The 14889-nt window shown below is 49.8% G+C and carries 14 protein-coding genes; 1 reads left to right on the top strand and 13 read right to left on the bottom strand.

Annotation, left to right across the window (positions count from 1 at the left end; all coding sequences use genetic code 11):
- Positions 1-226: 226 nt before the first annotated feature.
- The 9 genes from KB186_RS15250 to KB186_RS15210 all read right to left on the bottom strand — a co-directional run bounded on the left by KB186_RS15250 (position 227) and on the right by KB186_RS15210 (position 10229).
- Positions 227-3391 (bottom strand): phosphodiester glycosidase family protein, encoded by a 3165-nt coding sequence (locus tag KB186_RS15250; protein WP_232773918.1) that lies wholly within the window; start codon positions 3389-3391, stop codon positions 227-229.
- 223 nt (positions 3392-3614) lie between these two features.
- The gene (wecB, locus tag KB186_RS15245; RefSeq protein ID WP_173610459.1) at positions 3615-4763 is read right to left on the bottom strand and encodes a non-hydrolyzing UDP-N-acetylglucosamine 2-epimerase; all 1149 of its coding nucleotides are present in this window, start codon (positions 4761-4763) and stop codon (positions 3615-3617) included.
- Positions 4764-4781: 18 nt separating this feature from the next.
- Positions 4782-5411, bottom strand: a complete 630-nt coding sequence (upp, locus tag KB186_RS15240; protein WP_047069825.1) for a uracil phosphoribosyltransferase — start codon at positions 5409-5411, stop codon at positions 4782-4784.
- Between the two features lie 181 nt (positions 5412-5592).
- A complete protein-coding gene (locus tag KB186_RS15235; RefSeq protein WP_173610458.1) occupies positions 5593-6843 on the bottom strand; it encodes a serine hydroxymethyltransferase in 1251 nt (416 codons plus the stop codon).
- Positions 6844-6862: 19 nt separating this feature from the next.
- Positions 6863-7432: a TIGR01440 family protein gene (locus KB186_RS15230; protein ID WP_221867350.1), complete on the bottom strand. Its 570-nt coding sequence runs from the start codon at positions 7430-7432 to the stop codon at positions 6863-6865.
- Positions 7433-7888, bottom strand: coding sequence for a ribose 5-phosphate isomerase B (gene rpiB / locus KB186_RS15225; RefSeq protein WP_007725502.1), 456 nt, complete (start codon positions 7886-7888; stop codon positions 7433-7435). It lies immediately after the preceding gene.
- Positions 7889-8028: 140 nt separating this feature from the next.
- Complete coding sequence (locus tag KB186_RS15220) at positions 8029-8499, bottom strand: low molecular weight protein arginine phosphatase (protein ID WP_088909763.1); 471 nt, start codon at positions 8497-8499, stop codon at positions 8029-8031.
- A 33-nt stretch (positions 8500-8532) separates the two neighbouring features.
- Complete coding sequence (locus tag KB186_RS15215) at positions 8533-9093, bottom strand: manganese efflux pump MntP (RefSeq protein ID WP_173610456.1); 561 nt, start codon at positions 9091-9093, stop codon at positions 8533-8535.
- A 56-nt stretch (positions 9094-9149) separates the two neighbouring features.
- Positions 9150-10229, bottom strand: a complete 1080-nt coding sequence (locus KB186_RS15210) for an L-threonylcarbamoyladenylate synthase (protein WP_232773917.1) — start codon at positions 10227-10229, stop codon at positions 9150-9152.
- A 230-nt stretch (positions 10230-10459) separates the two neighbouring features.
- On the opposite strand from KB186_RS15210, the gene KB186_RS15205 reads away from it, so the two are divergent.
- Positions 10460-11257 carry a DUF3298 and DUF4163 domain-containing protein gene (locus KB186_RS15205; RefSeq protein ID WP_173610454.1) on the top strand — a complete coding sequence of 266 codons (798 nt, stop codon included), beginning with the start codon at positions 10460-10462 and terminating at the stop codon, positions 11255-11257.
- A 59-nt stretch (positions 11258-11316) separates the two neighbouring features.
- On the opposite strand, the gene spoIIR is transcribed toward KB186_RS15205, so the two are convergent.
- The 4 genes from spoIIR to KB186_RS15185 form a co-directional block, all read right to left on the bottom strand.
- Entirely contained in the window at positions 11317-12072 is a 756-nt protein-coding gene (spoIIR, locus tag KB186_RS15200; RefSeq protein WP_232773916.1) for a stage II sporulation protein R, read from the bottom strand.
- A 110-nt stretch (positions 12073-12182) separates the two neighbouring features.
- A complete protein-coding gene (gene prmC / locus KB186_RS15195; RefSeq protein ID WP_232773915.1) occupies positions 12183-13073 on the bottom strand; it encodes a peptide chain release factor N(5)-glutamine methyltransferase in 891 nt (296 codons plus the stop codon).
- Positions 13057-14133: a peptide chain release factor 1 gene (gene prfA, locus KB186_RS15190; RefSeq protein ID WP_047069834.1), complete on the bottom strand. Its 1077-nt coding sequence runs from the start codon at positions 14131-14133 to the stop codon at positions 13057-13059. Before prfA ends, prmC begins: the two co-directional genes overlap by 17 nt.
- Positions 14134-14368: 235 nt before the next feature.
- Positions 14369-14872 carry a sporulation protein gene (locus KB186_RS15185; protein ID WP_173610451.1) on the bottom strand — a complete coding sequence of 168 codons (504 nt, stop codon included), beginning with the start codon at positions 14870-14872 and terminating at the stop codon, positions 14369-14371.
- Positions 14873-14889: the final 17 nt, after the last annotated feature.

Below are 14889 nucleotides of genomic sequence, written 5' to 3'. Positions count from 1 at the left end.
GCCAAAGCCACCCTACGGGCGGAAGCTTCTCAAGGAAGAAGTGTTCGACAAGCGTGGTCCCCTTTTGGAAGCTCCGACTGGGAAGGCGTTGTCAAGGTCTACGAGCCCTGCGCTTTTTCTTCTCACCAGCTTTGTCAGTTTATCGATACCTTCTAAAACTCAGGAAGGCAACAAAAAAGGTCAAGCTTCTCTTCGTTAGAGAAGCTTGACCTTTTATATTCCGATTCTATTTATCTTGATGCAGGATGCGATACAGCGCTACGACACACACTGCTCTCGTCGTCGGTTCATTTGGTTGGTAATTTGATCCAACTGGATCAATCAGACCGAGTCCGACCATGTTGTTGATAGATGTAGTTGCCCAGGATGGCCAGGTCCCTTTATCGGAGAGCTTTTTCGCCGCTCCCTTTTTATTCACGAGACGATCGAGAATGACTGCGGCCTCTGCGCGAGTCACCGGCTGATCCGGACGGAAGGTATTATCGTTATACCCCTTCACCAGACCTTTGGAAACGGCAACCTGTACGGCACCTTGCGCATAGGAAGGCACCTTATCCTTGAATTTCAGCTTTGGCGAGGAAGGAAGCTCCCACCCAAAAGAGCGCGAGAGCAGGGTGACGAACTGTGCTCTTGTCAGAGAAACCTCTGGGCCAAACGTCGTCTCCGTCAAACCCTTCACGTAGCCCTTTTCCGCCATGTAGGTGATTTCTGCCTTGGCTGGATGCTTCGTGATATCTGTAAATCCAGCGCTGCTCGTGCCTGCATTGTCCAGGTAGTACGGAATGTACTTGCCGTAGCTATTGACTTCATATACCCACTGACCTTGAGCATTCATGGTTCCCAGAAGCGGATCCAACGTATTGTTTACTTGGTTTACGTACAAGAGTCCAACGCCTTTTCCAGCGAGCCATTGCTTCGGTGCCAGTGTCAACTGAATCGACGAGGTTGAAATCGCGTCCTCTTGCCCTGCTTTTAGTTCGCCCGGCTTAATCGTAAACGAGTAATCGGCAGGTACATATCCTGGCATTGGCTGGGTCACGATCGACTCCACATCAATCAGTGCACTATCCAGATAAGATGCGGTATTTTCTAAGGAGTAATGGAGATCAAGCTCCGCTCCGAGTGACATGCTGCCTGGCAGTTCAGGGACAACCGCCGCATCGCTTGGCTGACCTGTCTGGTTGCCCAAGAGGAGCGAGAATTCGTCGAAGTACAGTGTTCCTTTGTCGTGTGTAATGCCATCATTGGCTTGGTCAACGACATACACACTCTTCAATTGCAATGGATAGGCAACATTGCTCGGGAAGTAGCCTTTCACTTGCTTCCAGCCTGTCCAATTGATCTCTTTAGCCAGATCGACGTAGACCGGCTTCCCGTTTGCATCGACTGCTTCAGCACGGAGCCAATGTCCGCTGTTGTCACCATTGACCCACAAGCCCAATCCGAGCGGCTTGCCAGGAATGGTCACAGGTTTTGCCCCCAGAACGCCGTACGAAATCCGCATGTTGTTCGCTGGTGCCCCAGAGAAGTTGTACACCAGCTTCGCTGCCTTTTTCGTGCGGAATGTCTGATCGGAAACGAGCGCAAACGAACCAGCCGAACTGATGCTGGATGGATTCGCTGCATGGTACATGCCGGCCTGATTATCGAAGGTCAGCCATGGCTGCTCAAATTGTCCAACGGCAAATGGTACGGTTGTCGCCACGCCATCATACGTAATCGTCAGGTTTCCGTTGCCCGGCTCATTGCCTGCTACCAGTTGCAGATTGTCGTTGATCGTCGCTACAGAAGAATCGACACTCGCTTTTACGCTAAGTGGTGTCGCTTGTACGGTTGAGCCCTTTTTCGTTTTGATTTTGACATCGAGAGTAAGGGATTGTCCCGGTGCAATCGTGATCGGATTCGGGGAAACGATGATTTGCTGAACATCGTTGCCGGAAATGACTTGAATGTCTTTATTTTGCGTCACATTGCCCAATCGCGCAGTCAATGTGATCTTGCCAGAGCGAGCTGGTGTGAAGTGCTTGCCATTTACGGAGCCCGCTTCGGACTGACTAGCATCCCAGCTCACATCGCCTGCATTGATCGCATACGGCTGGTAATGCACGTCATAACCTTTGGATGCGCTGAGCGGGATAGATTGTCCGATAAGCACATCTGCCGGTACATCGATTTGGAAGCCTCTCAATTCTCCCGCAGGTGCCGTGTTGTATACGGCCAGTCCAGTAGGCACTCGGCGCTCAGCACCGCCGCTCGGCTTATTCGCCAAATTTGCGTGTGTCTCACCCAGCATGCGAGCTGCCATGGTCGTAGAGCCACCACCGTCAAAGTTTACAGCCCGATAAGAGCCGAGCTCCGCCATGATTTTTGCCAGCTCGTCCAAATAAACGCCTTGGCTCGCATCGATCGTGACCATGTACAAGGTCTTCCCGTCCTGGGAAACTCCGACCGATGTGCGTGCCGTCTTGTTGATGATGGACTTGTCCGCTTGAAAGGAAGTGAGGGCTTTCCCTTGATCAACCAAAATCACATTGCCGCCTACCGCTTGCTTTAGGTTGAGTGTCTGTGGTGTCGTTTGGTACTCAACCGCTGCAGTAGCGCCTACAGGGAAGTTTTGCTTGAGGAATGCTCCTGCTGCTCCATGTCCCCAAAGGACATAGCCGTTGTAAGGTATGTATACGCCAGGTTGATTCACACGAACTTCTTTGGCTACGTTGTCTACAAACAAAATCTCGACGACATCTTTGTAGCCCGGTATCGTCCCCAAGCTGGTTTTGCCAAAGGAAGGGGTATAGACGTTCAGTTGGTTCTGGTGACTTTTTCGTGAATCACTCGGGTTGTACTCTTCCTTGTTGACACCCTGAATCGAATAGGTAGCGCCATTAGGAGCCGTAACCTTGCCGCCAAACCCAAACTTGTCGACGATGGCCATCTTGTCGCCAGTCAAGCCCAGCGCGTACCAGTAGGAGACCAAACCCATGGACGAAATGAGTTCATCGTCTTTCATGACGATACCAAACGGCGCTCCCCGTTTGGACATGTTAAAAAAGTCGGCATTGATCGCTGCTATAGCTCCAGTTTCACGCGCCATTTGTGTAACCGTCTGCCTGTCTGTCAGCTTGCCTTTCGTTCCGTATACCGGTTTGACCTCAACGTAAGGATTATTCAGATCAACCTTGGTTACCATGATCGTGACTACTTGATTGGCAAATGATTTCGTATATTTCTGTAAAGTGGTCCCCTCACCAATTGGGGTTTGCCACATCATATTCAATGCACTTGTCTCCGCTCTGGCGTGTGCGACATTGGTCGCAAACGGCACAAACGGAACAAAAGCTCCCCAGGCCATGGTCGTAGCCGTGAGCAGCGTCACTATCCTTTGCGCTCTCATGTTGGTAACTCCTCTCCGTATTCCAAACTCTGTCTTTCTACCATCTAAGCCAAGCAACTAAATATTAGACGCAAAAGGTCATGGATAGTTTCGCCAATTCTCTCGATTCCCTATTAGAAAAACATACCAAATCATCAGTCATCGAAACCCCAAAAATCGCTCTACAACAAGAAACCCGCCCGGTTTTGACGAACGGTACCTGGCGGGTTTTCCTAGCTGTATGTTACTGACCTGGTTGGAAAGGCTCTGGTTGTTCAGCCCGCAAACCAAAATGATAGAGGATTGCTTCTACGATACGACGGGAAGCCTCGCCATCCCCATATGGGTTGACAGCATGCGCCATTGCATCGTAAGCCGCTTGGTTGGTCAGCAATTCTTTTGCCATTGCATACACTTGCTCTTCGTCGGTTCCCACGAGTTTCAACGTGCCTGCTTCAATTCCCTCAGGACGTTCTGTCGTATCGCGCAGAACCAGGACTGGCACGCCAAGAGACGGCGCTTCCTCCTGCACCCCGCCGGAATCGGTCAGGATGAGATGGGAGCGACGAGCGAAGTTGTGGAAATCAAGGGCATCCAATGGTTCGATCAACGAAATGCGATCGTGATTCCCGAGAATCTCCTGCGCCACTTCTTGTACAGCAGGATTCAAGTGAACCGGATACACAACAGCAATCTCAGGATGCTCATCCACCAGTCTTCGAACTGCACGGAAAATACGACGCATCGGCTCGCCCAAATTTTCGCGGCGGTGTGCCGTCATCAACACCAGCTTCTGACCAGCTACGCGATCAAGCACCGGATGCGTGTAATCCTCGCGAACGGTCGTTTTCAACGCGTCAATTGCAGTGTTTCCTGTCACGTAGATGCTCTTTTCCGGCTTTGCTTCGCGACGAAGGTTGTCAGCCGATCCATTGGTCGGGGAGAAGTGAAGGTCAGCCATGACACCTGTCAGCTGACGATTCATCTCTTCCGGGAACGGCGAGTACTTGTCCCATGTGCGCAAGCCCGCTTCCACGTGACCAATTGCTACCTGGTTGTAAAAAGCAGCCAGACTCGCCACAAAAGTGGTTGTCGTATCCCCGTGTACGAGGACGATGTCCGGTTTTACTTCCTTCATTGTTTCATCCAGGCTCTCCAATGCGCGAGTGGTCACACCCACCAGCGTTTGGCGATCCTTCATGATGTTCAAGTCAATGTCTGGTTGAATATCAAAAATGTCCAAAACCTGATCGAGCATTTGACGATGTTGGGCCGTCACGCAAACGACAGATTCGATCTGTTCGCTGTACTTGTTCAATTCATGGACAAGCGGTGCCATTTTGATCGCTTCCGGACGTGTGCCGAATACCGTCATTACTTTTACAGTTTTCATCCGTTTTTCCCTCTCCGACTACTTCGTGCCGTACAAGCGGTCACCCGCATCGCCCAAGCCTGGCACGATGTATCCATGGTCGTTTAAATATTCATCAACAGCTGCTACATAGATATCTACATCAGGATGCTCGTCCTGAACCAGCTTGATGCCTTCTGGAGCAGCGATAAGGCACATCAGTTTCAAGTTTTTCGCTCCACGTTTTTTCAAAGCAGTAAGAGCGGCAACAGCAGAGCCACCAGTCGCCAGCATTGGGTCAGTTACGATCAACTCACGCTCAGCAACATCGGATGGCAGCTTCACATAATACTCAACAGGCTGCAGGGTTTCCGGATCACGGTAAAGACCTACGTGTCCTACTTTGGCAGCAGGGATCAGCCTCATCAGGCCATCCACCATACCAAGACCAGCACGAAGAATCGGTACCAACCCTACTTTTTTACCAGCAATTACATTCGACTGACAGGTAGCCACTGGCGTTTCGATAGTGGTTTCCTCCAACGGCATATCACGGGTAATTTCATAGCCCATCAGAGTAGTCACTTCATCTACCAGTTCGCGAAATTCCTTGGTCCCTGTATTCTTGTCACGAATATACGTAACTTTATGCTGAATCAGCGGATGGTCAAACACATATACACGGCTCATGTCATTTCCTCCGTTTCCCTATCAATACATCCTTTCTATAATAGCTGGTGAGAGTGGTGCCGTCAATTTGCCTAATCTTCGTACTTTTTCACATCCTTGATCCCTAACGACAGCCGCGAAGTGGAAAAAAAGCAGACCCGTATGGGGAATTTTCCACCGGGTCTGCTTCACGTTGCCTTGCTTAGATATTCAAGCCTTCGTACATCGGGAAGCGTTGGCACAAAGCTGCCACACGTTGGCGTGCTTCCTCGTGCTTCGCAGCATCCTCTGGATTTTTCAATGTCAGAGCGATAATCGCTGCTACTTCTTTCATTGCTTCCTCATCAAAACCGCGGCTTGTAACTGCTGGCGTACCCATGCGGACACCGCTTGTAACAAACGGGCTTTGTGTATCGTAAGGAATCGTATTTTTGTTCGTAGTAATGCTTACTTCGTCCAGCAGATGTTCAGCCACTTTACCTGTCAGGCCGATTTTGCTTACATCAACCAATACGAGGTGGTTATCCGTTCCGCCGGAAACTAGCGTCAGACCTTCAGCAGTCAGTGCCTCAGCAAACGCACGCGCATTCTTGATGATGCGATTTGCATAATCCTTGAATTCTGGTTGCAGGTTTTCACCGAAGGCAACCGCTTTTGCTGCGATCACATGCATCAACGGACCACCTTGAACGCCTGGGAATACGGATTTGTCGATGCCTTTCGCGAATTCTTCCTTGCACAAAATCAAACCGCCACGCGGTCCACGCAGAGTCTTGTGCGTCGTAGAAGTAACGAAATGTGCATGCGGTACTGGGTTTGGATGCAGACCTGCCGCAACCAGACCAGCGATGTGCGCCATATCCACCATGAAGTACGCGCCCACCTCATCCGCGATCTCACGGAACTTGGCAAAATCAATCGTACGCGGATAGGCACTCGCCCCACAAACGATCAGTTTTGGCTTGTGCTCCAATGCTTTTGCACGAACAACTTCATAGTTGATCAGGTGCGTATCTTCGTCTACACCGTAATCAACGAAATTGTACAGAGTACCGGAGAAGTTTACTGCGCTACCATGCGTCAAGTGACCACCATGGGACAGGTTCATTCCCAATACGGTGTCTCCTGGCTGAAGAATCGTGAAGTATACAGCCATGTTCGCCTGAGCGCCGGAGTGTGGTTGTACGTTTGCATGCTCAGCGCCAAAAATTTCTTTTACGCGGTCACGCGCGATGTTTTCCACGATATCCACATACTCGCAACCACCGTAATAGCGACGGCCTGGGTATCCTTCTGCGTATTTGTTCGTCAAAACGGTTCCCATTGCTTCCATGACTGCGCGGCTTACGAAGTTTTCAGAAGCGATCAGCTCAATCTTGTCGCGTTGTCTTCCGAGCTCCAGTTGAATGGCTTCCAATACTTGCGGGTCTTGTTTACGCAAAAAATCTAGCATAGTAGTTTCTCCTCCTCTTTTATGTGCAGCTTTCATTTGGTGGTGTCTTCTCATAAACGGCGCGCGGTCCACCAATCAGCTTGGGACGTGTGCGCGCTGCTGTAACATGTGCTTGTCCAACAAGACGCTGCTTCGGACGTACCGGTACTGCCACATGCTTCAGATGCATACCGATCAGCGTATGACCGATATCTATGCCTGCATGCGCGCGAATTTGCTCCACAACGGCTGCATCCATGAACTGTGTAAACGCATGCGCAGCCATAGAGCCTCCAGCAGTCGGAACAGGAACAACCGAGACCTCTTCCAGTCCGTATCGCAATGCAACCTCGCGCTCGACGACCAGGGCCCTGTTCAAATGTTCACAACATTGAAAGGCCACAGCAAAGCCGCGCTTCTCTACAACAGACTGGATCCCGCGATACAGAGCCTTCGCTACATCTTGGCTGCCAGCTTTTCCAATATGCTCCCCGAGCACCTCGCTGGTACTGCACCCAATCACCATGAGTTGTCCTGCTGCAAGCTCTGCCAAATCGGCTACTTCCTCGACAATTTCATTGATTTGTTTTTCGATAGCGGATAAATCCACTTACTTCACTCCCGCATGCTTCGCTTCTATTTGGGAAATCTTTTCTACACGGCGCTCGTGGCGACCACCTTGAAACTCTGTTTCCAACCAAATTTTCACGATATCAAGCGCAAGACCCGGTCCAATAACTCGCTCACCCATCGCCAACACATTGGTGTTGTTATGCTCACGAGTAGCGCGTGCGGAAAACGTATCATGCACAAGTGCACAACGGATGCCTGGAACCTTGTTGGCTGCGATCGACATGCCGATACCTGTTCCGCAAACGAGAATGCCTCGATCAAATTCCCCCGCTGCCACCTTTTCCGCTACTGGCAAAGCATAATCGGGATAATCAACCGATTCCTCGCAGGTGCAGCCGAAGTCTTCCGTTTGGATGTTCATGGAGGCCAGCAGAGTCTTGATCTCCTCTTTTAGCTTGTATCCACCGTGATCAGCAGCAAGTGCTACTTTCATCTGTCATCCCTCGCTTGTCTCATAATCTTCGTCTAGTATACATCAAAAAACAATAAGTAAAAAGTGAACATTTTTATCAAGTCACTAAAAAATCGTTCGTACTCTCACAAAAAACAAGGTCCTGGCTATACACCAGCACCCTATTCATCCACTGATTTACGAAGACCTGGGTCCTTGAGCATCAATGAAAGCCTTTCCAGTGACTCTTCGATTTCTTCGGCACACCTGCGATAATCCATCAGTGATCCCCCATACGGATCAGCAATATCACTAAAGCCTTCTATCCCCACGAACTCTTGTAGGGTATGCACTTTTTCAGCGGCTGAGGGGAAATACGTCAAGATCGCGCGCTTGTGACCGTGCGTCATCGTCAAAATGACATCAGACCATTCAATCAACCCATCATCTACCTTGCTGGCCTTATGATCGTGGGCAATTCCTCGCTCTTCTAATACTTGTTTGGCGTGCAAGGAGGCATCCTGACCAGCAAATGCCGCCACTCCGGCTGAGCGTATTTCAAGCCCCTGTCCGTCTGTCTTCGCACGGAACATCGCTTCTGCCATTGGGCTTCGGCACGTATTTCCCGTACAGACGAAAAGTATCCGTTTCACGTATGGTTCCTCCTCTCCTGTTAATAAGCCCGGTTATATCATAAATTTTAACCCAAAACCAAACAAAATAAGTCCACCTATTAATTCGCTGTAATCCCCAAGCCACCCTCCCACACTCCTGCCTAACATTAAACCGAAGTAAGACATCGTGGCACCCATTACTCCAAACAGGGCGATGGCCAAAATTCTATTGACCTCGATCAAGCCGAACGAGAAACCGACGGTGAAAGCATCCAGGCTGACACTAAATGCGAAGAGCATAAGTCCGAACCCTTTTGTCTTCAACACACTTTTTTGATCCCCTTGAACGAAGCCATTCCATAGCATATGCAAGCCGATGATCATCAGGACCCCGCCGCCAATAAACACGGCTATATCTCCAATCAAATCGGACAAATACGCTCCAACGACAATCCCGATGATCGGCATCATAATGTGAAACAGTCCGATGGTGATACTTACTTTGATAATCTCTCGTAACCGAATCCCAACCATCCCTACGCCAATTCCCAACGAAAAGGCATCCATACTTAAGGCGAAAGCAATAATGAGCAACGTCAAAAATTGCCCCCATTGGAATAACACCTGATCCAAGCAGCTCCCCTCCCGTCTCTTCACCTTATGCGGACAAGGGGGAGTTTAGGACAGGTTTACACGGACAAGACGCGGCCTCCAGCAGCCTTTTCCAAGCGATTCATCACGGCCATACCCAACCCGTTTCGCGGGAAAGTCTCGCCGACAATATACTGTACTTCTTGATCGTCGAATTCTCGCAGCACTGCATATAGCTGTTGGGCAACCGCTTCGAGATCCGCTTGTGATCCAACCACAAGAACGACATCTGCCGCCGCGTGGCTTTTCCAAAAGGGCGCTGTTTCTTCCGTTGCCAGCACACCCGTTTTTTGACCGTGCTGCTTCGCCTGTTGCAGCATGTCTTCCATTTTTGCCCGAACTTTTTCACTCTCTCCTGATACTAGCCACATTTCCCCTTCCGGAGCGTAATGCGTATATTTCATCCCCGGAGAGCGCGGTGCCTCGGCTGCTCCCACTTGAAAAGAAGGGTCGAGCTCCACATAGCCAATCACTGGTTCCATTTGCTCCCGTGTAATGCCGCCTGGACGCAGAATCATCGGGGGGTCCTGCGTCACATCAATAACAGTAGACTCTACCCCAACACCTGTTGCCCCACCATCGACCACTCCTGCTACGCGTCCATTCAAGTCAGCCAATACATGCGCCGCAGTCGTTGGACTCGGACGTCCGGAGCGATTGGCGCTCGGAGCTGCAATCGGTACACCCGCTTCCTTGATCAAAGCCATGGCAACCGGATGATCAGGCATGCGAACCCCGACTGAATCCAGCCCTGCCGTTACCAGCGACGCTACCTGATCTGTTTTTGGCAAAATGACCGTCAAGGGTCCAGGCCAAAACGCCTCCATCAGCTTTTTCCCTTTCTCTGGAACCTCACTTGCTACTGTGGACAACTGGTCCCACGCTCCAATATGTACAATCAGCGGATTATCGCTGGGTCTGCCTTTTGCTGTAAATATTTTTTCCACTGCTTCGTTTGATAATGCATTCGCTCCCAAGCCGTAAACCGTCTCTGTGGGAAACGCCACAACTGCCCCTTCTCGAAGAAAACGGGCTGCATCCACAATCTGTGCACAACTATGCTGATTTTCCACATCGTTATCCACAGACCAGACTTTTGTCACAAAATTCATTTCCATCGTTAAAAAATCCTTTCTCTAGCTCGTTTCTTTGTAAGGAGTGCCTTAAGTATAGATGTGCACCAAAAAGTTTTCAACAGGCTGTGGGTAACCTGTGAATAACTTTTCTGAACAGCGTGGAAAAAAGAGCATTGTTACCTTTTTTTAACTTTATCCGTCATAGCCTTGTAGTAGAATGAACACGAAAACAAAACAATAACTTTCCCTTTATCGAAAGGACCGTGAATGAAATGTCATCTTTTAAATCTTTAGCTTCCAGCCTGCTTGGCACAGCTGTATTGTTAACAGCCGTTGCTGCTCCAGTATTTGCAGCACCCGCTTCACCCGCAACCTCCACAAAGCCTGCTGTGCAAGCACCAGAGCCACAAGCTAACGGTGTCGTGTTCACACCAAAAACCATTACGGTCGATACGAAAGAATTTCAAGGTAAAGTATCCATCCCAGTCATTAGCGGGATGAAGGATAAAGCTTTTGAAGCAAAACTGAACGCTACGCTACTGAAAGAAGCACAAACAGGCCTGGCAGAAGGACAAAAAGCCGGCAAAGAAGATGCAGCAGACGCGAAAAAGAACGGCTGGGAGCTACGCCCTCATGCACTCGACATCTCCTATGAGGTACACAATGCTGGCAAGCTCGTTTCTTTCTCCGTACAGACATACATTTATACAGGCGGAGCACATGGCATGACGGATGTTACGTATTACACCATCGATAATCAGGCCAAGGCAAAACAACTGAAGCTGGCTGACCTGTTCCAGCCTGGCTATGACTACCGTACTATTCTCAATCAAATCATTACACAACAGATCAAAGCAGAGACTCAGGCGGATGGCTTTAACCCTTATGATGCATTCGAGGGCATCAGAGAGGATCAAGGCTTCTCCTTTAAAGACGGCAACCTGGTTATCCATTTTGGTCAATATGAAATTGCCGCTTATGCAGCAGGAATGCCAGAGTTCACGATCCCTGCTCATCGTTACCAAAGTCTGTTGAAGCCTGAGATCCGTGAGGCTTTGTTCAAAAAGTAACAGTGGCAATTCAAAACGACACCTGCACGTGCGGCGGGTGTCGTTTTTTTTATGTCCGGCTAGGAGAGCCAGCCCTCGATTTTTTCCCATAAGTAAAATCGCACTTCTACTTCAGGAGCAGAGGCCGTTACTTCTTCTTCTTTTTCTACCTCTTCGGTTTCTTCTACCTCTACCTTCATTTGCTCGGCATCCACTTTATTTGTTTCGGATTTCAACCCTACTTCGTTCTCTTCCAAAGGGAAGACCGCTACTTCCTTTTCCTCGGATACAGCTACTGTCGTTTGCTCAGATTGTTCCGGCTCCGGAGTTGGCTTGGCTTGTACAGCGTCGCCATTGGACATGTCAATAAAGCAGAGCGGCGGGAACAGGACACACCACCAGTTTTGACCTTTTGCCTCTCCAATTTGTACACGGACTGCTCGGTAATTACCCGCAGGATACACATAGGAGCCGTACAGCTTCGTTGGAAAAGGAACTTCGCCGAAATCGACTACTGCTTTGTATGAAAAACCGCGTTCCTTGATCGTCTTGTCTACCACTTGTTGAAGGACAGGCAATTGTGATTGAATCACTTGCTCTGCTTCCGCCAAAGTCTCGATATCGTCCGCCCACGTATTCATTTGAGCGATAATCGCATCTCTGACTTCGCGCTTTAACCATTGATCTTGGACCGAATCGCTGTTCGCAATAATGCGCAAACGAACGGATTCTTGAGGGATCGGCCCATTATCCAACACATTGGCCGAAGTAAGCTGCCCCTCCCAGCTCATCATAAGCATAAACAGGCTAAATGCCATTAACAACATCCGTTTCATCGTTATCCGTCTCCCTCTCTACTGATCTTCTCTCTTTAGCAATCAGTATGGACGGATTCACACGATTTCAAACATTCATTCCTATGTAAAAAAGGCGAGACGAGCCAGTGCTATCGTCTCACTCCGATAACAACCCGCTCGATCCCCGCCAAGTCTGGAACAATCTCTACCTCATTCATGACGCCAGATGCCCTCATCAATGCCGCTACATCCCCAGCCTGATAAATGCCTACCTCAAACGCTACGACCGCTCTTTCTTTCAATAGATTCGGCAGCGCGTCACACAAGCGACGATAGCAATCCAGACCATCTTCGCCGCCATCCAAAGCCAAGCGAGGCTCATGTACGCGCACCTCATCGTCCAGCTCCTCGACATCGCGACTCGGGATATAAGGTGGATTGGATACGAGGATGTCTACCTTTTCGCCAGCTTCCAAAAGCGGCTGCACCAAATCCCCTTGTAGAAAGCGGACATCCGCACCAAGATGACTTGCATTTTCCCGAGCAATTGCCGTTGCCTCAGGAGACAGGTCCACCGTAGTTACACGCCATTGCGGTTTTTCTAGCGCTAGCGTAATACAGATGGCTCCACTCCCTGTGCCGATATCCACCACCGCTAGCTCTTCGCTCTCAGGCCAGAGCTTTGTAGCGACAGCCAGCACTTGCTCCACCAGTATTTCCGTTTCCGGTCTTGGGATCAGCACCCCTGGTCGCACCGTAAAAGGACGCCCGTAAAACTCCTGTTCGCCAAACATGTATTGCAATGGCTCGTTATTCGCCCTGCGCACGCACAGTCCGTCCAGCTTCACTAATGTTTCTGCATCGATTGAATCCGTCATCGCCATTAAAAAGCGCGTCCGATCCCAGTCGAGACAATGACGAATCATTAGCTCCGCTTCGAACAAAGGATCCTTTGCCCCTTTTTCCCGCAAAAAGGAAGAAGCCCGTAATAGGGCTTCTCGAATCGTCGTGACATCAGACCAATCAAGCTGAGTGTGCATGGCTTTTCAAAAGCTCCGTTTGTTCATGCAGGATCAGGTTGTCGATCACTTCATCCAATTCGCCTTCCAATACCGATTCCAATCGGTGCAGGGTCAGACCGATGCGGTGGTCGGTCACGCGGCTTTGTGGATAGTTGTACGTGCGGATACGCTCGCTTCGGTCACCAGTACCCACCAAGCTTTTGCGCGTAGCATCTGCTTCCGCATTTTGTTGTTGCATATAGAAATCATACAGACGAGCGCGTAATACACGCAGCGCTTTGTCTTTGTTGGAATGCTGGGATTTCTCGTCCTGACAAGAAACCATGATCCCTGTAGGAATATGCGTTACGCGCACCGCAGACTTGGTCGTGTTAACGCTCTGACCGCCCGCACCACTGGAGCAGAACGTATCGATGCGGATATCTTTTTCGTGTACTTCCACTTCCACGTCTTCTGCTTCTGGCAGAACCAGTACGGTCGCAGTAGAAGTATGGATGCGTCCGCCTGACTCAGTAGCCGGGATACGTTGCACACGATGGGCGCCGCTTTCGAATTTCATTTTGCTGTAGGCACCACGACCAGACAGCGAGAAAACAATTTCCTTGTATCCGCCGATATCGGTTGGACTTGCCTCCAGCACTTCAATTTTAAAAGCGTTGCGCTCCGCAAAACGTGTGTACATACGGAACAGTACCGCTGCAAATAGTGCAGCTTCATCGCCACCCGCAGCACCGCGGATTTCTACAATCACGTTTTTCTCATCGTTCGGGTCTTTTGGAAGCAACAGGATCTTCAAGCGATCTTCCAGTTGTTCCTTGCGTGCTGACAATTCGTTGAGTTCGAGCTTGACCATCTCACGCATCTCGTCATCCAGCTTCTCTTCCAGCATCGCTTTGGCGTCATCGATTTGACTCACCACTGATTTATATTCACGGTATGTCGTTACCGTCTCTTCCAACGAAGATTGTTCCTTGGACAGTTCACGCAAGCGTTTTGTATCACTAATGACGTCGGGGTCACATAGGAGGTTGGTTACTTCTTCAAAACGCTCTTCGACTGCAGATAAGCGTGTAAACATTTTTATTTCACCCCATCGCAAAGAATAATAGCCTTTTGGCGCAGGCGAAGCCTTGGTAGCATGTATGTTAGATATGAATTGCGATAAAATGCTATCTACCATAAAAACGGTTATAACAGATAAATTATAGGAGGAATGGCGCAAGAAGTCAAAGTGCATTATAACTGGAAATGTTTTACCGATGCCAAACAGGCCCGGCAATGCCGAGCCTTGCTACATACGTCCTGCTCACCTGTCAGCGATGGTAACCGTCATGCGAGGTTAAGTGAAAATCGTAACGCGGGAGTCTTTCCTGAAGAAGCGAAATCACCTGCTGTTCGATGGTTCGCGCTTGATTCGCAGTGATGTTATGCACAAGGTCAAGAGTAACATATGCATTGGCATCGCTGAGTGTGATGCGAGCGTTTTCCACACCTTTTACCGACATGGCCATTCTTTCCATATTGGTCACGTCGACTTGGGTATTACGTGAGTTCCAGTGGCCGATAACCATATTCGGATTCTGATTGCGCCCCATTAACGGGTCACGATCCGCAGGAACAGGCGCACGGCCTTGAAGTGTATTGCCGCTTTGATCCCCTCTGATCTTCATATTGTGCTGGGTATTCCTCGTATCCGTACTATAGCCCTGTTGCTTAGCCGTATTTCCCCCGCATCCGACAGTGAGGACAGTCGTAAGTACAACCAAGCCCAGAACGACACGCGGGCTGCGCAAAAGCCAATTTGGCTGTGTCCACATGAAAAAGCCACCTCCTG

Source organism: Brevibacillus sp. AF8 (assembly GCF_021270385.1).
In the GTDB taxonomy this organism is placed as follows: domain Bacteria; phylum Bacillota; class Bacilli; order Brevibacillales; family Brevibacillaceae; genus Brevibacillus.
This window is presented reverse-complemented; position numbering and strand designations above follow the sequence as displayed.